This is a genomic window from Daejeonella rubra, from assembly GCF_900103545.1.
Classification (GTDB): domain Bacteria; phylum Bacteroidota; class Bacteroidia; order Sphingobacteriales; family Sphingobacteriaceae; genus Daejeonella; species Daejeonella rubra.
In genome coordinates this window covers 252257-273461 of sequence record NZ_FNHH01000002.1, presented here as the reverse complement: position 1 = coordinate 273461, position 21205 = coordinate 252257, and the positions used below count along the sequence as shown (strand labels likewise).

General features: G+C 35.7%; 19 protein-coding genes. 7 read left to right on the top strand and 12 right to left on the bottom strand.

Translation table 11 applies throughout. The annotated features are described in order from the left end of the window. Window positions 1-183: 183 nt before the first annotated feature. The gene (locus BLR27_RS02710) at window positions 184-1278 is read right to left on the bottom strand and encodes a phosphotransferase enzyme family protein (protein WP_090699307.1); all 1095 of its coding nucleotides are present in this window, start codon (window positions 1276-1278) and stop codon (window positions 184-186) included. Between the two features lie 32 nt (window positions 1279-1310). Then, a complete protein-coding gene (locus BLR27_RS02705; protein ID WP_090699303.1) occupies window positions 1311-2600 on the bottom strand; it encodes a DUF5690 family protein in 1290 nt (429 codons plus the stop codon). Window positions 2601-2789: 189 nt separating this feature from the next. Between BLR27_RS02705 and BLR27_RS02700 the strand changes: the two genes are divergently transcribed. Beyond that, window positions 2790-3665 carry a PIG-L deacetylase family protein gene (locus BLR27_RS02700; protein ID WP_090699298.1) on the top strand — a complete coding sequence of 292 codons (876 nt, stop codon included), beginning with the start codon at window positions 2790-2792 and terminating at the stop codon, window positions 3663-3665. 33 nt (window positions 3666-3698) lie between these two features. Here the strand turns inward: BLR27_RS02700 and BLR27_RS02695 are convergent, their stop codons facing one another. Continuing rightward, the gene (locus BLR27_RS02695; protein WP_245704404.1) at window positions 3699-3905 is read right to left on the bottom strand and encodes a DUF1456 family protein; all 207 of its coding nucleotides are present in this window, start codon (window positions 3903-3905) and stop codon (window positions 3699-3701) included. Window positions 3906-3928: 23 nt separating this feature from the next. Further along, window positions 3929-5230, bottom strand: a complete 1302-nt coding sequence (locus BLR27_RS02690) for a DEAD/DEAH box helicase (RefSeq protein ID WP_090699290.1) — start codon at window positions 5228-5230, stop codon at window positions 3929-3931. A 158-nt stretch (window positions 5231-5388) separates the two neighbouring features. Here BLR27_RS02690 and BLR27_RS02685 point away from each other — a divergent pair, with 158 nt between their 5' ends. The 3 genes from BLR27_RS02685 (at window position 5389) to BLR27_RS02675 (ending at window position 7827) form a co-directional block, all read left to right on the top strand. Then, complete coding sequence (locus BLR27_RS02685; protein ID WP_245704402.1) at window positions 5389-6270, top strand: polysaccharide deacetylase family protein; 882 nt, start codon at window positions 5389-5391, stop codon at window positions 6268-6270. A 62-nt stretch (window positions 6271-6332) separates the two neighbouring features. Beyond that, the gene (locus BLR27_RS02680; protein ID WP_090699286.1) at window positions 6333-6845 is read left to right on the top strand and encodes a DUF2911 domain-containing protein; all 513 of its coding nucleotides are present in this window, start codon (window positions 6333-6335) and stop codon (window positions 6843-6845) included. 76 nt (window positions 6846-6921) lie between these two features. After that, window positions 6922-7827 (top strand): alpha/beta hydrolase, encoded by a 906-nt coding sequence (locus BLR27_RS02675; protein ID WP_090699283.1) that lies wholly within the window; start codon window positions 6922-6924, stop codon window positions 7825-7827. 15 nt (window positions 7828-7842) lie between these two features. Here the strand turns inward: BLR27_RS02675 and BLR27_RS02670 are convergent, their stop codons facing one another. Further along, window positions 7843-8295, bottom strand: a complete 453-nt coding sequence (locus tag BLR27_RS02670; RefSeq protein WP_090699279.1) for a 3-oxoacyl-ACP synthase — start codon at window positions 8293-8295, stop codon at window positions 7843-7845. 328 nt (window positions 8296-8623) lie between these two features. Here BLR27_RS02670 and BLR27_RS02660 point away from each other — a divergent pair, with 328 nt between their 5' ends. Then, window positions 8624-10252 carry an ABC-F family ATP-binding cassette domain-containing protein gene (locus BLR27_RS02660; RefSeq protein WP_090699270.1) on the top strand — a complete coding sequence of 543 codons (1629 nt, stop codon included), beginning with the start codon at window positions 8624-8626 and terminating at the stop codon, window positions 10250-10252. 68 nt (window positions 10253-10320) lie between these two features. On the opposite strand, the gene BLR27_RS02655 is transcribed toward BLR27_RS02660, so the two are convergent. The 4 genes from BLR27_RS02655 to BLR27_RS02640 form a co-directional block, all read right to left on the bottom strand. Next, entirely contained in the window at window positions 10321-12231 is a 1911-nt protein-coding gene (locus BLR27_RS02655; protein ID WP_090699268.1) for a beta-N-acetylhexosaminidase, read from the bottom strand. A 231-nt stretch (window positions 12232-12462) separates the two neighbouring features. Then, window positions 12463-13380, bottom strand: coding sequence for a PepSY-like domain-containing protein (locus BLR27_RS02650; RefSeq protein WP_090699264.1), 918 nt, complete (start codon window positions 13378-13380; stop codon window positions 12463-12465). Window positions 13381-13544: 164 nt separating this feature from the next. After that, on the bottom strand, window positions 13545-14042 hold the full coding sequence (locus tag BLR27_RS02645; protein ID WP_090699259.1) for an FKBP-type peptidyl-prolyl cis-trans isomerase: 498 nt from the start codon (window positions 14040-14042) through the stop codon (window positions 13545-13547). 26 nt (window positions 14043-14068) lie between these two features. Next, window positions 14069-16117, bottom strand: coding sequence for a thioredoxin domain-containing protein (locus tag BLR27_RS02640; RefSeq protein ID WP_090699255.1), 2049 nt, complete (start codon window positions 16115-16117; stop codon window positions 14069-14071). A 132-nt stretch (window positions 16118-16249) separates the two neighbouring features. Between BLR27_RS02640 and BLR27_RS02635 the strand changes: the two genes are divergently transcribed. Continuing rightward, window positions 16250-17347 (top strand): mandelate racemase/muconate lactonizing enzyme family protein, encoded by a 1098-nt coding sequence (locus BLR27_RS02635; protein WP_090699251.1) that lies wholly within the window; start codon window positions 16250-16252, stop codon window positions 17345-17347. A 53-nt stretch (window positions 17348-17400) separates the two neighbouring features. Here BLR27_RS02635 and BLR27_RS02630 read toward each other — a convergent pair whose 3' ends face one another. From BLR27_RS02630 to BLR27_RS02620, 3 genes are all read right to left on the bottom strand, one after another. Beyond that, entirely contained in the window at window positions 17401-18771 is a 1371-nt protein-coding gene (locus tag BLR27_RS02630) for a dipeptidase (protein WP_090699247.1), read from the bottom strand. Between the two features lie 152 nt (window positions 18772-18923). Further along, window positions 18924-19103 (bottom strand): hypothetical protein, encoded by a 180-nt coding sequence (locus BLR27_RS02625; protein WP_090699243.1) that lies wholly within the window; start codon window positions 19101-19103, stop codon window positions 18924-18926. A 131-nt stretch (window positions 19104-19234) separates the two neighbouring features. Beyond that, window positions 19235-19510: a hypothetical protein gene (locus BLR27_RS02620; RefSeq protein WP_090699239.1), complete on the bottom strand. Its 276-nt coding sequence runs from the start codon at window positions 19508-19510 to the stop codon at window positions 19235-19237. Between the two features lie 95 nt (window positions 19511-19605). Here BLR27_RS02620 and BLR27_RS02615 point away from each other — a divergent pair, with 95 nt between their 5' ends. Then, window positions 19606-21105 carry a tetratricopeptide repeat protein gene (locus BLR27_RS02615; protein ID WP_143007686.1) on the top strand — a complete coding sequence of 500 codons (1500 nt, stop codon included), beginning with the start codon at window positions 19606-19608 and terminating at the stop codon, window positions 21103-21105. Window positions 21106-21205: the final 100 nt, after the last annotated feature.

Here is a 21205-nt window from a genome sequence, read left to right as displayed (position 1 = left end):
GTAAATGAGCTACTTAAAAATATAGACTACAAAGATGTCAAAGAACTAAATTGTAACCAACTGTCACTCAGCTTGTTTTAAGTGGACAGTAATGATATAAATTCCTTAATTAATTGAATAAATTTTTCAGATGAGCTTAAAACTTAAGAAATTCGATTATTAGGATATCAAACTCTAAAGAAATTATCTCCTGGCTTTATGTTCTTTTAAGCATTTATTTACGATATCAACTAATATTTTCTCGTTATCAAATAATTCAGACAATAATTTAAATTGATTTTTAGTCCGGTCGAGGTTTTGTTCCGGATAAGCAATAGGATAATAAATATTACCATTAAGGTAGTCGCTTAAAAACCTTATTGCCTGCATATAGATCAGATATTTCCCTGAAAACAGGATCAGTTCTTTTTCTACCGGACTTAATATCGAGCCCATTTCATGCAGATACCCATTTACAATAGCTTCAAAATATTCTAAACGGATAGTGATCTTACTAATATCAGGTTCATTTTCAGAGAATGCACACAGATACGTTCGCATCATATCTCCCAGGTCGGAAATGAATTTACCAGCCATTAAGGTATCCAGATCGATCACACAGATGCCCTTCATGGTATCCTTGTCAAAAAGCATATTACTGATCTTGGTATCATGGTGCATTGCTCTATCCGGGAACTCCCTGGAATTCTTAAATGAATTGAAATATTCAAGAATAAAGCGGTAATGCAGGGCTGTACTGATTTCTTTCGATGCCTTTTGTTTTACAACTTCTGATGCCGCTTCCAGGGCATCAGTAAACTGTTTATAACGTAAGCCAAGGTCATGGAAACCGGGAATTGTTTCTTTTAATTGTGAAGCATCGAAATTTGAAAGCAGCTTATTAAGCCTTCCAAATTGCAAAGCGGCTTCATAAGCTTGATTTGGATCACTTAAGGTATCAAATGAGATCGAATTGTTTATAAAACTTGTTAATCGCCAGTAAACCCCTTCTACTACAGCCATTTCCTCGCCTTTAATTGTTGGAATAGCCTTTACGAATAAATACTCAGGATAATGTTCTGCAAGAAAATCTGCCACCAGCTTAACATTTTGAGCAATGATCTCAGGCTTTCTGAAAACGTTGATATTAATACTTTGCAAAATAAACTGCGCACTGGCGTTTTTGGGAGTAACCAAAAATGTTGAGTTAATATGCCCCGTTCCAAATGGCTTAATAATAACCTCATCCAGCTTAAAACCATATTCATTTAAAACCGCTTCTCTATTTTCTATTTCCATTTTTATTAAAAGCAATTCGTTAATCTAAAAAATCAAATTTCTTCTGTCTTTACAACCAAAGCTTTATACTTAGCAAAAAAGTAAACAGACGAAAAAATTGTTAATGCTAGTCCGGCAAGTGAGAGCCAAATTACGCTATTAGAAAAGAAGGTTACCCAATTTAACTGAACTTTAAAAATCTCCTTACTAAGCATCACACCAACACTACCTACATAACCAAAAGAGTCAGCCAGATATATTAAAAATCCAACATTACCGGTATGCTTGAACGCTGCAATTAAACGTTCAAAAAAAACTGAATTAAAAGGGATATAGACCATATACAATCCCAAACCTACAAGGGTCATCCACCAGACCGGAGGCAGGCTTTGATTGATGAAAAGATAAGATGAAAGTCCGGCAATAATAAACCCTAAACCGATAAAAAAATGTGAAAGCATCAATGCCTTAAAACTATCTTTTATCAGTACCATACTACCAATTAGTAAGAGAATAATGATCGTAATTGGCGTTTCTGTTTTAGCAAAAAGTTCGGGTTTATCGAAAAAGCCCATTTCCTTCCACATCTCGGCACTAAAATTATCTCTCATATCTCTGAAAATGGTTGCAAAAGCATAGATCAGGATACAAGCAATCAAACCAGGAAGGAAAATCTTTATAAATTTTTTCCGGTCTGCAGCAAGCATTGGAACCCTATCCATACGGTAAGCAATATCCTTTTCATCAGGGGAGGGAATTTTTTCTATCAAATATACAAAGAGCAATAACGGACCTGCAAAAACAAGTCCTGTATAAAATGGAACCCAAAATTCTGTGATCCCAAAATTTAGCATCAGCCAGGCACCTACGGTTTTTACAAAGCCTGAAGCAAATATAAAACTCACTGCAAGTGTTGCTCCAATAAAATCAGTACTGCGTCTGCCCTCCACATAGGAGAACACTACCCCCCAAAGCATTCCCAGAGGGAAACCATTGATGAATAAAAAGGCAATATTATAAGGCGGTGGCACAAGTGCAAAAAACAACCAGCTTAACCAGGCAATAACAGTAAGCAGCATAATAATTTGCCCCCGCCCATGCCGCTTCAATTCAGATATATATTTGATGCCATAGAATTTGGCAAGCATATAACCTAACATCTGACTGATCACCAGGATCGTTTTATAACTGTATCCTGCAACGGTAATCCCATCAAAAGTTGCTACAGTAAATGATTTCCTGAAGCCAAAAACCATTGTATATGTCAGAAATACTGTAACAGCCGCATACAATCCGATCTGCAGGGATGTTCCTTTCATATACCTTGTTTTCAAAAAGCTCATAAAATCCGGATTTACAATTTAATTTGCTTGGAAGGTAATAAAACCTTTTTCAATGCAAAAATCTCAATGAAGAATTGAAAAAAAAATATTTGATTATTAAGTCAAAAAACCTAAAGACTGAGAATACGCAAAATTTCCAATTACGGATTAAATACATATCTTCATTTAAGCATCTAAAACGCAAACCAAATGAAAATTCAATCATTATTTTTCTTTTTACTAATTTTTTGCTTTACCACAATAAGTGCACAGGAAAAACCTCTTCAAATCATTATGATTGGTGCACATCCTGACGATTGCGATATTAAAAGTGGAGGTACAGCAGCCCTTTTTATAGCCATGGGGCATAAAGTTAAATTCTTATCTGTTACCAATGGCGATGCCGGACATATGAATGAAGGCGGTGGGATGCTGGCCAAAAGAAGGCTTGAAGAAACAAAAGAAGTTGCAAGACGATTAGGGGTAAGCTATGAAGTTCTTGACAATCATGATGGAGAATTATTGCCAACTCTGGCTATCAGGTTTGAAATAATACGAAGAATAAGGGAATGGAATGCAGATGTTGTTATTGCCCCCAGACCCAATGATTATCATCCGGATCATCGTTACACAGGCGTTTTAGTACAGGATGCCGCCTTTATGGTTGGAGTACCAAATGTAGCTGCTGACACTCCCCCATTACGTAAAAATCCAGTCTTTCTTTATTTTCAGGATAATTTCAAAAAGCCGAATCCATTCCAGCCAGATATTGCAGTAGATATCACTTCAGTTTTTGATAAAAAAATATACAGTCTTGATGCCCATAAATCACAATTTTATGAGTGGCTTCCATGGATTGGCGGAAACCCTGAAAAGGTACCCAGCGGACCTGCTGAAAGAATTGAGTGGTTGAAAAAACAACGAACAGGATCTATCTCTGCTGAAGTGAAGTCCAGCCTGCAGAAATGGTATGGAGCAGAAAAAGCAGAGCAAGTTAAGTTCTCAGAAGCTTTTGAAATATGTGAATATGGAAGGCGGCCTTCAGAAACTGAAATAAAAATGCTTTTCCCTATGTTAGGAAAATAATTTAAAACACAGTAAATTTCTGAAAAAATGAGACTATTCTGGTTTAGGACCTCGTTTATAAATGATCAGTCCATTGAGAAAATTTCGCAGGATCTGATCTCCGCATGGCTTAAAGTTCTCATGCTCTTTATTTCGGAAAATAGCTCCCAGTTCAGCTTTAGTGATCGTAAAGTCAACTAATTTAAGGATGTCAACAATTTCCTGATCGTTTAGCTTAAGCGCTACACGAAGCTTTTTCATGATGTCGTTATTGCTCATATCTGTTACCTGGAAACCTCTATTTTGATTTTTTTATTCTTTATTTTTTCGTCTTTCAAAAGCTTTACGATGTTCCCGATCTTCTTACGGCTAACACCTGCGTAAGAAGCATAATCCTGAACTTCGATTAAACCTAATTCATCCTTTTCCAGCTTCCCCTTCTTCATAAGCAAGCCAACAATATCAATTTTATTGATCTTATCTTTTCTTCCCGCTCCTAAATAAAGAGTTGCCCAGGAAGTATTCTCGGGTACAACGTTCTTTTCAGGCAAAATTTCAATCTCAGTTTTATCCTTTAAAAATGAAGGCTTTTCATCTTCTGTTAGAATTACATAAGCTGTTCCGCTGGAATTCATTCTGGCAGTCCGCCCATTTCTATGCAAAAAAGCTTCTTCATTATGAGGAAGCTGATAGTGAACAACAAATTCAATTTCCGGAATATCCAAACCGCGGGAGGCCAGATCTGTAGTAATCAAAAATCTATAACTTCCATTTCTGAATTTCAATAAAGCCTTTTCCCGGTCTTCCTGTTCCATTCCACCATGAAAAACACCATGATCAAGTCCCATATTCCATAATAATGCACTTATTCTATCAACTGCTTCCCGATGATTACAGAAAACTAATGTAGATCGGTTTCCAATTTTACAGATCAGCGAAAATAAGGTTTCAAGTTTATCAGCTGCATCAGAAACGACCGTTTTAATGATCAGATCGGGCAAACTATTGGAATCGCTTAGAAAGTTTACTTCAGCTGATTTTCCAAGACCTGTAAAGGAAGGTATTTCTGGCATTTTTGTAGCGGAGGTAAGAATCCTCCTTCCTACATTTTTCATACGACTGATAATAAAAGCCATATCATCTTCAAAACCAAATTCAAGGGCCTTATCAAACTCATCCAAAACAAGGGTATGTATATCATCCGGATTAAAATTCTCATGGCGGATATGGTATGCAATTCGTCCGGGTGTACCAATCAATACAGATGGAGCCTGAGTTAAATTGTTTTTTTCTGTCTTTACCGGATGGCCCCCATAAAAACAATTGACCTTGAATCCTGTACCCATAGCTTTAAATACCTGCTCAATTTGCAAGGCCAATTCCCTTGAAGGCACTAAGATCATTGCCTGAATACCCGGTTTAGATTGATCCAGCCGGCTTAATACAGGTATTAAAAACGCGATTGTTTTTCCTGAACCAGTTGGCGACAAAATTATAGTATCCTTACTGCTGGCGGAACTGATCGCAACACGCTGCATCTCATTGAGTGATGCAATCTTTAAATTCTTTAATACCTTCTCTATCATTTAGCCAATTAAATCACAAAGGTAATGCAAAAATTATCAAACGATTTATTCCTGCGATTTCAATACTAAATTAATTCATTCATACGTTTGGGATGAGTCAAATTTCCCTATTTTCGTAAACAATCAACTACTCTATAAATCGTATTTTTAATTATTCAATGAAAACTAAAATCATTCTACCCTTTTTAATGATCGTATCGGTTTACCTGAGTTCATGTCAGCAACATTCGGCGCCCAAAGCATCAGAAAAAACAGATAGTATTTCTGTGGATCTGTCTAACAATGACGCATCTGAAACTTCCGGAGGCGAAACACATAGTGATGTAAAAGGAAAAATGGCCAGCTCTGCCGAAATTTTAGCTCGCCCTCAGGTCCCCATTCTATGTTACCACCAGGTTAGAAACTGGACTTCCTCCGATGGAAAAATGGGCAAGGATTATATAGTGCCAATTGCTGAATTTAAATCACAGATGAAAATGCTGGCAGATAGTGGCTATCAGACAATTTTACCTGACCAGCTTTACAGCTATCTGCTGTATGGAACTAAATTGCCTGAAAAGCCTATTATGCTTACTTTTGATGACACCAAGCTTGATCAGTATACAGTTGCTGTCCCTGAGATGAAAAAATATGGCTTTAAGGCTGTTTTTTTTATCATGACCGTTTCACTGGGCAAACCAAATTATATGAGCAAAGCACAGGTTAAAGAATTATCTGATGCCGGACACGTGATTGGCTCTCATACCTATGATCATCAGAATGTGAAAAAATACCAGGGAGATGACTGGGTCACACAGATTGAAAAACCTACCAAAACACTAAAAGATATCACGGGAAAGGATGTTAAGTACTTTGCATACCCATTTGGCTTGTGGAACAAAGAAGCGATTCCTGAACTAAAGAAAAGAGGTTTTACATCAGCGTTTATTCTTGCAGAAAAAAGGGATGAAAACGATCCATTATTTACTATCAGAAGAATTATTGCAAGTGGCTATTGGAATACCAAAACGCTTCATAATAGTATTGTAAAAAGTTTTTAAAACGTAACATCTTTTTATTATACAAAATCAAAGCCTTATATTAGATATCTAGAAAGAATAATATGAAAAAATTATTGCTATTAACCCTTATAGTTGGGTTATTCACCAGTTCGAATGTATCTGCTCAGCAAGATAAAAGCAAAAGAGCAAGTCCGCCAGCAAAGATATCCCAAACCTTAGGATCAGGTGCTGAAATTTCCATAGACTACAGTCGCCCTTCAATAAAAGGCAGATCGTTAGATGTACTTGCCCCAGCTGGAAAAGTTTGGAGAACAGGCGCAAATGAGGCTACAGTTTTTGAAACAAGTAAAGATGTTAACATTGAAGGTAAAAAACTTCCAGCCGGAAAATACAGTGTCTATTCAATCCCCGGCGAAAAAGAATGGACGATCATATTTAATAAGGACTGGAAACAATGGGGTACTGTTTATAAAGAAAGCGAAGATGCTTTACGTTTAAATGTAAAACCTGGCAAGGCAAAGCAATTTACTGAGATGATGACCTTTGACATTGCTAAGGATGGAAAAGTTTCACTTATGTGGGCAGATACCCAAATTGATTTTAAAGTTCAATAAAAAAAATACTTATATTGAAGGGCTTAAGGTTAAAACTTAAGCCCTTTTTTATGTCCTTAATTTTACAGAAACCACTATGAAAGTTGTTTTTTCGTTTTCCATTCTTTTTTTAACAGCACTATCCCTTCTTTCCTCATGTAAATCAGACCCATCTAAATCTGAAACAAATAATATCGATTATCTGTACACTGACTTCAAACCAGACGAATTATATCCTGCGGGACAGGTAGAGTTACAAATTAAATCATCAGGATCAACCATGTATGGTTTTGCCTATACAGCCAATGGAGAAGGGCCACACCCAACTATTGTACTTCTTCACGGCTTACCTGGAAATGAACGAAGTCTGGACATAGCACAAAATATGCGTCGTGCAGGATTTAATGTAGTCTATTTTAATTATCGGGGTACCTGGGGAAGCAAGGGTGTTTTTAAATTCCAAAATGCTATTGAAGATGCCGGTGCTGTTGTCGACTACCTGACCGACAGTTTGAACAGGGAGACCCTGAAAGTTGATACTGGAAAAATTATCTATGTTGGGCATAGCATGGGTGCAGGACTTGCCCTAATTGCAGGATTAACAGATCCGAGAATTAAAGGAGTATTTGCAGTTTCAGTTTTTAATCCTTTTACACTTTTGAAGGGCGAAAATGCAGAAGGCAATTTAATTGGCCTAAAAGAATATCTTCTGACTCTTGGAATGCATAACTGTGATCCTAATCAATTCCTCAATGATATATTGATTGATATTGATCAATACAATATTGAAAAGATAATTGCAAATTCAAAAAAACCGGTGATGGTGGTTGATGAGCATATGAATAATTCCAGTTTTACCAATTATAATAAAAGCAAAACTTTTGAATATAAGATATGGAATACTGATCACGCCTTTTCAAACAGACGTATTGCATTAACTAAAGAGATCATCAACTGGGTAAACAAAAACATTGTTCAAAAAACACCAGCCAGGAAGAATTGATATTGTTTTAAGAAATCAAAGAATTGATTCAATTTTAAATGGCTTACCATTGAAATCAAATTCATATCCTATTTTCTGTTTCATAAGTTTCAATCCTATGGGGGAAACTGCAGAAATTGCGAAATAGTTTGTTCCATCAACCTGTATCTGACCACGGCTGATACTAATATAGAATTTCCCAAAATTAGTAATTACCAGGCTTCCGGCATGGACTATTTCTGAAACATGATGATCTTCGATCTTGTCAAGCACCAGCTTCATTTTTTTGGCTTCTTCCAACTGCTTTCTGTTCCTGTCAATTTCCTGCTGCATCATTTCCCTTCCTGTTTCGAATTTATCCCCTGCACTACTCTTGGTATCATCATTCGCTGACTCGCGGGCATCTTCGATAGCGAGCTGAGCTGTATTAATACAATCCTCAACGTATTGCAGGCAATGTTTATATAATTCTTCTTTAATCCTGTTCATTTATACAAAGAAGCATATTATTTAAATATTTGAGAAGTGCTCACGATGCTTTGTGAATAAAATTTGTAATGGACATGGTAGCTTTCCCGATTTCCATAGGGAGGACAAAGATTTCCATCGGGATGAAAATTGATACTTTTTGGAATATCAAAGGATATTCAGTGGGAAGAATGTAAAATCTGCCCGAAGTTGTCTCTGTATTATTATAAGAATTTATACCAGCACAAGAGTGATCAAATAACATAAAAAAGTAAATTAAAGAACAAGGAAGTCGTCAAAATTTCATATGCCATTGAAAATCCGTACCTTTGCACCTTAATAAATATTCATGATTACAGTATCAAATCTATCTTTACGTTACGGCAAAAGAACTCTTTTTGAAGAAGTAAACTTAAAATTCACTCCGGGAAATTGCTATGGAATCATCGGAGCAAATGGAGCCGGCAAATCAACCTTTCTAAAAATCCTCTCTAAGGAGATCGACCCTTCTAGCGGATCTGTGTCATTTACTCCAGGCGAAAGAATGGCGGTTCTGACCCAGAATCACTATGCTTTTGATGAATTTTCTGTCATTGAAACAGTAATGATGGGACATAAAGAATTATATAGCATCATGAAAGAAAAGGATGCGCTTTATGCAAAGGAAGATTTTACCGAGAAAGATGGCGAACGTGCAGGTGAACTGGAAAATATTTTCGCAGAGATGGATGGTTGGAATGCCGAGAATAATGCGGCGACCATGCTTAGTAATTTGGGAATTAAAGAAGAGTTTCATTATAGCTTACTAAAAGATCTGGATGGTAACCAAAAAGTAAGAGTTTTATTAGCTCAGGCCTTATTTGGGAAACCAGATATTTTGCTGCTGGATGAGCCTACAAACGATTTGGATATTCAAACTATTGCCTGGCTTGAAGATTTCCTTGCTTCATATGAGGGGATCATTCTCGTAGTTTCTCACGACAGGCACTTTTTAGATACAGTATGTACACATGTAGTGGACATTGATTTCAGCAAAATGAATATCTATACCGGTAACTATTCGTTCTGGTATGAGTCGAGCCAACTGGCCTTGAAGCAACGCTCTGACCAGAACAAAAAGACGGAAGAAAGAGTGAAGGAGCTTCAGGAGTTTATCCGTCGATTCAGTGCTAACGCATCCAAGTCCAAACAGGCAACCAGTCGTAAAAAGGCATTAGATAAAATCAATATCGATGAGATCAAACCATCGAATCGTAAATATCCGGGAATCATCTTTAATCACCAGGGCAGAGAGGCAGGTGATCAGATCCTTCAAATAGAGAATCTAAAAAAAGAATTAAATGGCGAGGTATTATTTTCCGGAATTAATCTAATGGTTAATAAAGGAGATAAAATTGCTATTCTTTCAGAAAACAGTTTAGCTACTACTGCATTTTACGATATCCTTAGTGGAAGAGATTCTGACTACAAAGGTTCTTTTAAATGGGGTGTGACCATAAATATTGCAGATATACCTAATGATAACTCAAACTATTTCACAACTAAAGACACAAACCTGATCGATTGGCTGCGTGAATATTCAGAAGGAGATAAAGATGAACAGTTTATCAGAGGATTTTTAGGCAGGATGTTATTTTCTGGGGAAGAGGTACTGAAACAATCATCTGTGCTTTCAGGAGGTGAAAAAATGAGGTGTATGTTCTCCAGAATGATGTTGCAACAAGCCAATCTTCTTATGTTTGATGAGCCTACAAATCATTTGGATCTGGAATCAATTACAGCTTTGAATAACGGGATGAAAGATTTTAAGGGTGTGATATTATTTACATCAAGAGATCATGAATTGACTGAGACAGTTGCAAATCGTATTATTGAGTTAACGCCAGGTGGAATTATAGATAAGCTAATGACCTATGATGAATATATCAATAGTGATTCTGTAAAACAACAACGCGAGGAACTATATGCTCTAGCATAAATTAAAATTAAGCTAACAATAAAAAAGCCGGTAAAATTCAAGTTTTACCGGCTTTTTTATGCTATTTATTACAGCCTTGCGCGCTTTTTTAAATCCGCAACAGGCATAGTTAACATTCTGCCTACAAGTACCTTATCTTTATAAGTGATCACCTTTAGTTGTTTAGCATCAATTGGGACTGTTAATGTCCCCATATATTTAGGATAAAATCTGTCCGGAAAAGAATTATCAAAACTGTAATAAATATCAAGGCCCTCAACTTCTAAACTAAGATCAATAGTTAATTTATTGTCGGATGTTCTACCCGCCTTAAATATTGGATCGTAAACGGCAGGAGAATATTTTGTTTCAGAAAAATCAAGTCGCTTAAAGTGCTCTTCCACCCTGGAAAAGAATTCAGGCCAGTTCTTTTTATCCTTGGGAGACCAAACAGATTCCGCAATTGCAAACCCTCTGGGCCATGTCATATATTCAGCCTGACGAATATTATATATCTGTTCTGTCCATAAATTTGCCTGCCCCCCTTTAATATACTTGGGATCTACTCCTTCCGGAACAGGTTCAAATTCATAAGACTTATTTAACCGGAGTGAGGCATAGACTCTTGGCTCTGAAATAACATCAGACTGCATATAATCTAAATAAGCATAGGTTGTAGGGCTCATTACAACTTCGTGTTTATTATGAGCCGCTTCAATGCCATATTTCATCCCGCGCCAACTCATAACAGCAGTAGTAGGACTCACCCCCCCTTCTAACACTTCATCCCAGGCCATCATTTTCTTCCCTTTGGATTCAACGATCTTTTCAACTCTTCGGGTAAAATACCCCTGAACTTCCGTAATATCTTTCATTCCCTCACGAACCATTAGTGCTTTGATCTGCTCATTTTTCTGCCAGTAATTTATAGGAGCCTCATCACCACCAAGATGAATGTACTCAAATGGAAAAAGTTCTGCCAGTTGAGAAATTACGGTATCCATGAAACTATAAGCGAGTTCATTTGCCGGACAAAGGGTATTATCCAATAAAGCCTTAGGCGGAGCACCTCCTGACCAATCCATGATCTTCTCGCCAGATCTAACCTTATAATTGACTGCATCCGGGGTACATGATAATTCGGGGTATGAAGCAATTGCTGCAAGACTATGACCAGGAACATCCACTTCAGGAAGAATGTCGATAAATCGGTCTTTAGCATAACGAACTAATTCCTTGATATCCTCCTGGGTATAAAACCCACCGTAGTATCGGGGCTCATTAGCTGAGGGAGGAATAAAATCTCCAAATTCACCTTCCTTTTTAACATTCCATGCACCAATTTCCGTTAATTTAGGATAACCCTTTATTTCAATTCGCCACCCTTCATCATCTGTTAGATGCAAATGCAATACATTATATTTATACCGGGACATAGCATTTATATATTGCTTAACCTCGTCCATTGTGAAAAAATGCCTTGCCACATCAAACATTAAACCCCGCCATCCAAGTTTAGGATAATCAGTAATTTCAACAACAGGAATTACCCAATTAATATTTTTCACAAGTTCTTTACTCTCAATCTCTTTTGGAAGCAGCTGGATCAATGTTTGAACGCCATAGAATAAACCAGCAGGTTTATTGGCTTTTATTTTAATGCTTGCATGAGTAACCGAAAGACTGTATCCCTCATTTCCCAGTTTACTATCATAAACATCATTCAAAAACAATTGAATTGTTGCCGGACTTTGACTAGTTACAGAACTAACGTGATAACCGGTGGGCAATGATATCCTTTCACTTAAAATTGAAATTGTTTGAAAAAGTTCTGGCGAATCTGGTGCATGGATCAGAATATTTTTTGGAAGAGTAAAATGACCAGTTCCTTTAAGCATATAAACCGGTTGAGGAATAATGGAAATGGTATTGGTTTGTATCTGACTAATTGCACTAATTGAGATTAGAAAAAAGAATAAAAAGTGAATGATTTTTTTCATTGAAAATTTAATGTTTGTAAAACGGAATAGAAATAATTAGACCCTAAAATTTAGAGTATCTGAAAATTTAAATTTAGACTAGAACGCGCAATTTATATAATTATGCTAACATTTATTCGATAAATGAGTGTAGAAGCTGATTTGGAAATAGTTGCATGATCGTGAATGCCCTTAAATAAAGAAGCAACTCCCATAATGGAAGCTGCTTCTTAGATAATAAAAAGAGTTTACTTATCGGATTGTAACAGCTTTTACGAACTGTCCGTTAGCATCAAAATGAATTGCGTATTTGGTCAGGTTAGCATCAAATAAAACCAGATATCCTTTGATAACACCATTCACTTTCAACTCAAAAGCCTTTTTGAATACAAAGTTTGGATAGGTGGTAGTTAGGTAGGCGGTAGAAACAGCAGGCAATGCAGACGCTTCAATTGATCTGCCTTTTGCAGGGACAGCTGGCAACTGAGTACGCTTAATGAAAATATTTGCAGAGCTAAATGCTGTTGCGAAATAATTTACATTTTTACTGATCAGTACAATACTTTGATCCTTATTAACAAAAGCATGAACTATTGTATCAGCTGAATAAGTGGCAGCCATATATGTTTTAATCAAAGCAGGAATAGCACTTATTGCAAGGGTATCGCGTTGTTTTCCGTCTCTATTATCAAAACAACCACCAGCATGCCATCCACCACGACCCTTCATATTACGGCCTTCTCTAAGCTCTAAAACTTTCACAAAAGCGCCGGCAGCATCAAACTTTAATGCCACAGGTTTAGCATTAAACTGTATAACCACAACAAAACTTTCTACAGCAGAAGTAGTTTGATTTGCAACCTGGTATGCCTTTTGGAAAGTAAAACCAGAGTAGTTGGCACCAAGGTAAGTTGTGATAGCGGCAGAAAGGCCAGATAATTCAACAGTAGTTTTCTTATTTCCCTTTTTGCAAGCTTCCATTGCATATAAACTGTCAGATGTGTTACCAGAACCTGAAATGGCAGATGTGCTGCTAATAGTTATCGCTTCAAGTTTGGCAAATTCAAGTTCATTGTCTAATGAAATTGTATCTTTCTTACATGAGCCAAGGCTCATTAAGGCTACGCTTAATAAAAGCAGAGCACTTTTGATTTGTGTATTTTTCTTCATGTTGTTTATTTTTTCTATAAAATTATTTTGGCAACATGAAGAAAAGATGATTTTTTATTTTTTTTTGAAAGCAATTTTAATTAAGTGTGAAAGAAAATCAAAGATTAATAAGCACAAAAAAATGGTATCGAAATTTCAATACCATTTTTTATATAGATTTATTATTAGTGCGACTCGTGTCCGTCTGCTCCATGAGCATGTCCATGAGCAAGTTCTTCATCAGTTGCAAGACGAATTGAAATAATTTTCCCAATAAAATGAAGATCCTGACCAGCCATTGGGTGATTTAAATCCACAATCACGGAGGACTCTGTAATTTCTTTTACTCTTGCACTAAATTGATTACCCTGATCATCCTGCAATGGAAGGATAGAACTAATCTCTGGCATTTCCATATCACCAAACATCTCCTTTGGAAGGTCAGTAATTCTATTTTCATCCTTTACACCATAGGCGTCTTCTGCAAGCAGATGAAAATCATAAGCATCACCAATATTCAAACCAGCTAAATTTTCTTCAAATTTTGGAAGCATCATTCCGACTCCAAATAAAAAAACTAAAGGACTTTGTTCATCTGCCTTTTCTACAAATACTTCCTGATCATTTTCCTTTGTGTAAAGATCATACGTTAGCGCTACAACGCTGTTTAATTGAATTGTCATTTTAATAAAATTAAGTAATTGACAGGTTAGGATTCCTTTTCCTTAGCTCCTGGTCTGGTACTTGGGTTATCGATTTGTTTAATTGCGTCAATCACCTCTTTAACAGGCAATAAACATGTTCTGTTTTGGCACACATAGATTTTTGTTTCTGTGGCGCCTTTATCTTTTAGCAAAGGTAATGTTCCTGAAGAACCTCCCAAAAGTATTTTGTTAGGAATGTAATGTTTTTCTAATTCCATTCTCTTTTCTTCCGAACTATTACCTGTTATAGCAATCTCAAACATTCCAAAAACATGAAATAATAATAAAGATGCCCAGTTTGAATAGCCAGACCCAAAAGTTTTTATTTGAGAGTGGACATTTCGCAACATTTGTCCCGATATGTTTAAATACTTATCCTGATCATAAAAATGACCGAGTTTAAACAGATTATGAGCCATCACTGAATTAGACGATGGAATAACATTATCTATTATTTCTTGTTTTCTGGCAATTAGCTTCTCACCTGATCTTGCAGTATAATAAAACATTCCACTCATTTCATCATAAAATTCTGAGATCGCATATTCTGTGAGCTGTTTTGCAGTTTGAAGATACGATTCATCAAAACTTGCCTCATAAAGTCCGATCAAACCATCAATAACAAATGCGTAGTCATCAAGGAAAGCTACTGAATGAGCCTCTTGCCCCATGTCTACATTATAAACCCGGGTAAGTTCATTATTACTAATAAGTTTACCCTGAATAAAACCTGCACTTCTCTTTGCCTTTTCAAGAAATTTATTTTCCCCAAAAACCCGGTATGCATCTGAATAGGCTTTTAACATCATCCCATTCCATGAAGCAAGGATTTTATTATCCAATCCGGGACGGATACGGGAAGTACGAGCTTGAAGAATCATAGACTTTGCGAGTGCTATCTTACTCTCCAATATATCAACGGAAATCCCCAATTGCAATGCTAATTCAGCATTTTCAAATTTCCTTATAAAAACATTTGTACCCTCTTCAACCCAGTTACCTTCTTCAGTAACCTGGTAAAAAATACTGAACAAATCTTCATCTTCACCTAAGATTGTTTTTATTTCATCCTTAGAAAAGGAATAATATTTGCCTTCTACACCCTCACTATCGGCATCAATGGCAGAATAAAAACCGCCATCTGCAGATGTCATTTCTCTTTCAATAAATTCTAAGCATTCAAAAACAACATTCTTATATATTGGGTCAGGCGTATATTGAAAGGCTTCTGAATATAAAGATACAAGCTGAGCATTGTCATAAAGCATTTTCTCAAAATGAGGAATATGCCATCTTCCATCAACTGAATATCGTGCAAAACCACCACCTATCTGATCATATATTCCGCCAAATGCCATTTTTTGGAGAGTAATCCGGCTAGCTGTATGTGCTACATCATCATTCATTAAATGCGCATAGCGAAGCATAAATTGCCAGTTATTGGGAAGTGGAAATTTAGGGATTCTATTATATCCGCCTTCTACCAGATCAAATGAACGCTTCCATATATCAAAAATAACTGAAACATCTGCTTTAGTATATTCAACTTCTTGTTCAATTTTAACCAACTGTTCACTTTTATTAATTCCTTCGGTAAGCCTAACTGCATATCCAACAGCTTCGTCTGGTTTTTTATGCCAGTAATCGGCTAGATTTTTCAGGAGACTTTTCCAATCTTCCTTCTTAAAGTAGGTACCACCGTAAATCGGACGCTGATCGGGTAAACAAAAACAATTTAATGGCCAGCCACCACTTCCTGTCATCAGCTGAACAGCATCCATATAAATTTGATCAATATCGGGACGTACTTCACGATCTATCTTAATACAAACAAAATGCTCGTTCATTATGTCTGCTACTTCCTCGTTTTCAAAGCTTTCATGCTCCATAACATGACACCAGTGACATGCAGAATATCCGATGCTAACTAAAATAAGCTTATTTTCATTTTTAGCCTTTTCTAAAGCCTCTTCACCCCATGGAAACCAATCGACAGGGTTGTTCGCATGTTGTAGAAGATAAGGGGATGTCTGATTTTTTAGTCTGTTTGACATATTATTGTATTAGACAACAAAAATAATCATTTAGCATTTCCTAACAGGCATACTACTAATTTCAAGTTGTAATTAGAACCTATTTTTAAAAGAATTATTTTCCTGATCAGACATAAAGAGCTAAATTTCGCCATGAAAATTACCCACATAGACATCTACAGATTTAGTATTCCGATGGAACCTTTTGTAATTGCAACAGGAACAATGGATTATGCACAGAATGTTTTCATAAGGCTCCATACGGATACTGATCTTTATGGTGTTGGTGAATGTTCTGCCTTTCCAATGATCGTTGGGGAGACCCAGGAAACCTGCCTGTCAATGGCAAAAGATTTCGCAAAGATCTGGAAAGGAAAAGATGCTCTTGATATTCCTGCCCGTATTCAGGATCTTCATAATTACTCAGCCCACAACCCCACTATTAAAAGTGCATTTGATATGGCACTTTATGATCTGGCAGCAAAAAATCATAATCAACCTTTATATAAATATTTAGGCGGAATAAAAAGAACGATTGAAACCGATATGACCATCGGAATTGGAAGTCCGGAAGATATGGCTTCAACAGCAATTAAATATCAAAAGCAAGGTGCCAGCATATTAAAGATAAAACTTGGCAAAAAGCCTGACGTTGATTTAGAGAGAATACGCAAAATAAGAGAAGCTGTAGGTAAAAAAATGGTAATCCGTATTGATGCCAATCAGGGCTGGACATTTGAAGAAGCCTTGTATTGTTTAAATGGGATGAGTAACCTCGACATCGAGTTTTGTGAACAACCCATGCGAACCTGGTATGATGATTATCTACCTGAATTAAGAAAAAAGACAACTATAAAAATCATGGCTGATGAAAGCTGTTACAATCATCATGATGCCAGAAAGCTTATAAATTCAAATGCTTGCGATCTTATAAATATAAAATTTGCTAAGTCGGGGGGTATCAATGAGGGACTGGAAATTCATAAAATTGCAAATGATTCTGGTGTGCCTTGTATGATTGGAAGTATGCTCGAAAGCAGGATTGCACTAAGTGCCAATCTACATTTTGCATACGCATGTTCGAATATTAAGTATTTCGATCTGGACACATGCTTGCTCGGACATTTAGTCGATCCGGTTGTTGGAGGAGTATCTTATGATGGATATTTTCTGGATATTCCAGATACTCCGGGAATAGGAGCAGATGCAGATGAGAAATTTTTGAAAACCTGCGAAATGTGGAAAATTTAAAATAAATATCTTATTCCGGGCATAGTACCTGGAATAAGATATTAACAGAAATTTTATTTACTTAATTCAGCAAAGTACTTGTGGAAAAGAGGAATAGTTTCTATTCCTTTATAAAAATTAGCGATATCAAACTTTTCGTTTGGTGAATGAAGATTATCACTATCCAGACCAAACCCCATTAAAACAGTTTTAATACCTAATTCTTTTTCGAATAAAGCTACAATAGGAATACTTCCACCACCTCTGGTTGGAATTGGTTCTTTTCCGAATGATTCAAAAATTGCTTTTTGTGCAGCTTTGTATGCAATACTGTCGGTAGGTGTTACAACAGGTTCACCCCCATGATGAGGAGTAACCTTAACTTTTACACTTTTTGGAGCTATACTTTCAAAGTGGTCCTTAAATAATTTGGTAATTTTATCTGATTGCTGATTAGGAACAAGGCGCATGGAAATTTTAGCAAATGCTTTTGAAGGCAATACTGTTTTTGCTCCTTCACCTATATAACCACCCCAAATTCCATTTACTTCAAGAGTTGGGCGAGTACCGGTACGTTCTAAAGTTGTATATCCTTTTTCCCCCCATAATTCGTCAACCTTAAGATCAATTTTATATTCATTTTCGTTGTATGGGGCTTTATTAAGCATTTCGCGTTCCGAAGCACTCAATTCTAATACATCATCATAAAAACCAGGAATAGTAATATGGTTGTTTTCATCATGCAAAGAAGCAATAAGCTTCGCAAGTATTGTAGCTGGATTTGCAACAGCACCACCATAAACTCCAGAATGCAGATCACGGTCTGGTCCGGTAACTTCCACTTCAACATATGAAAGTCCACGTAAACCAGTTTCCAGAGATGGATGTTCCAGACTGATCATCGAAGTATCAGATATTAATACAACATCTGCCTTTAATTTTTCTTTATTATCGCTAACAAAAATTGCAAGATTACTGGAACCGACCTCTTCTTCACCCTCAATCATGAATTTAATATTGCATGGAAGAGTATTGGTTTTCATCATAAGCTCAAAAGCCTTCACATGCATATAAAACTGACCCTTGTCATCACAAGAACCTCGGGCATAAATCTTTTCGTCCCTAATAGTTGGCTCAAATGGTGGGGTTTTCCATAATTCTAGTGGATCTGGTGGCTGAACATCATAATGGCCATATACCAGAACTGTAGGTAGTGAGGCATCCAGGATTTTCTCGCCATAAACTATAGGGTAACCAGCTGTAGGACAAATCTCTACCAAATCAGCTCCAGCAATCTTCAACTTGTCTGCGACAAACTCAGCAGTTTTGAGCATTTCAGCCTTATATTTTGGATCGGCGCTGACAGATGGGAATCTAAGCAGATCGAATAGCTCATCTAAGAAGCGCTGCTTATTATCATGAACATACTTTCTAATATTTTGCATATAATTGGTTTTGACACAAAGATATAAATCTAATTTCAGCCTAAAAGGCTAAAAAAAATCAGCAAATAAATAATCCAATTGGATTATTTATTTGCTGATTCAAATAGAATGAGTCTAAACTCAATCTATTTTATTATTTATTTCTGAAATATTTAATCCCAGCTAGCCAAACGTTTGTCGCTTGCATCACTTGATGCTAAAGTTTTTTCGACAGGCTTAACTTTTTCCTTCTTCACATTTACCTCAGTATTTGAAGTATTACTTTTTTCACTAGCTATTAAACCAAACGAAATAAAAACAGAGATTGCAACTGTTAAAATTATTTTTTTCATGGTTAAATGTGTTAATCAATTGACAAGTTGAATGATTTATAAATCTCACCAAACTGTAAATGAAATATGTTTATTAAAATTGACAACCAGTATATTAATGGCATAAACCATTAACAAATTCAAATGAAATATTATTTTTCTTTCGAATTTGTTGGTATAACTGGAATATCTCTTCTAAATCTTTTACTATTAACAAAAGCGGTATCTGTACCAGCTTGTTTATTAGTTGTGGTTGCTTCAGTTGTAGAAGTTGGATCTGATAGATCCCAATCACCACAACCACGGCATAAGAGGCCCTTCTCTGATTTGATCAAAGTTTTCTCATTTGGCACAATTGATTGATCTTTTTCACAACCATTTAGTAAAATAATTACTAAAAAGGATAAAATGCATAGAATTCTTTGCATGACTTTGGGGATTTTTATGATTAATTAATAAATTTTATATCTTAACTCATTTTTCAAACTTCATTTTATAGAAAAATTAAACCAATTCTTCTATTTTGTTTGCTTATTTTTTTTTAAACTTACATGCAAATATAGTTATGAAAATTTTAAGTTTTATATTAATACCTATAGCCTTTTTAATTTATACGCAAAATATCAGAAATGGTTCCAATAAAATCACAAATACTACTGATACATCTGAAATTATTGAGCTTAATAACAATGCATTTAAGTCTCGTTTAATTAATCCGAATATTACAATCACAAACGCAAAAAAAGCTCTGCAATTATCCTTTAAATTAAATTACATTAACGGTATAGCTGAATCCTATCGAGTAATTGGTGTTGGGAACAGTTACAAAAACTCAATTGATATTTCTATTGAAAACTATTTAAATGCATTGAGCTACTTTAAAAAAAGTAAAAACTTAGAAGGAGAAGCAAAAGTTTATAACAATATAGGAAATCTCTATAGAGACCTTGATTTAAAAAAATCGCTGGAAAGTTTTAACAAAAGTTTAAAAATAGCAGAGAAGTTAAAAAATAAAAATCTTTTAGCGGGCCTTTATTTAAATATCGGTACTGCAAATCAGCAAAGCAAAAATTACACAAAGGCACTTTCTGATTATCAGAAAAGCCTTTCAATGTTTATTACTTTGAATAATAAATTAGGAATTATTCAAAGTAATCAAAACATGGGGGTACTTTATCTTAATCTTGGAGATTATCAGAAAGCAGAGAAACACCTTTCAGATGCTCTGAAGAATGCAAAAGAAGAAAAATTAAATAACTCGATAGCAGCTGTTAATTTAACACTCAGCTCAATTCATATAGCACAAAGCAGATTTTCCAAAGCAGAGAAAACCATCAATGAGGGATTACTCTATGCAAAATTGCTCAAGGACACCAAACTTGAATATAATTTCACTATCGTATCTTATGAACTAGAAAACAAACGTAAAAACTATTTTCAAGCATTAAATTATCTGCAAAAAGCATATAAACAAGACAGCGCAAAATATGCCAATAATATTTCTGAAAAAATAAGTCTTTTGGAGACTCAGCATATCCAACTCGAGAAACAAAAAGAAAACGAGCTAACCATTGCAAAGCAGAAAAACACCCAGATACTTTTCTGGGCAAGCAGTGCAATTGCAGCTATGGCATTTCTCGTTATATTCCTGTTAATTAAAAACGTTCGGAAATCTGCGAATACTAATAAAGTTTTAACCCGATTGAATCTTGAAATCTCCAAACAAAAGGATGACCTTGACCGTGCAAATCAGAACCTTGAAGAAATTATCGATGACCGGACAAAAGACCTTAAAGTAAAAAATAAAAAACTTTCAGAGTATTCATCCCACCTTTCTCATCAGATTCGTAGTCCTGTTGCTACCCTAAAAGGATTGATGTTTCTTGAAAAAGATAACCTCATTGAAAAAGATGAATTTGTTGAACAATTAGGCTATTGTATTAATGACCTGGATGATAAAATAATCAACATTAACGAAAACCTTAATAATCCGGGTAAGTCGGGGTTAATTGATAATGACTAATTTATCACTATTCATTATTTCGATTTCCTCAATTTAGCCAATTTTAGGTTACATGGTGGAGAAATTGTCCAATGACCTGAATCTCTAATCTCAAATCTCT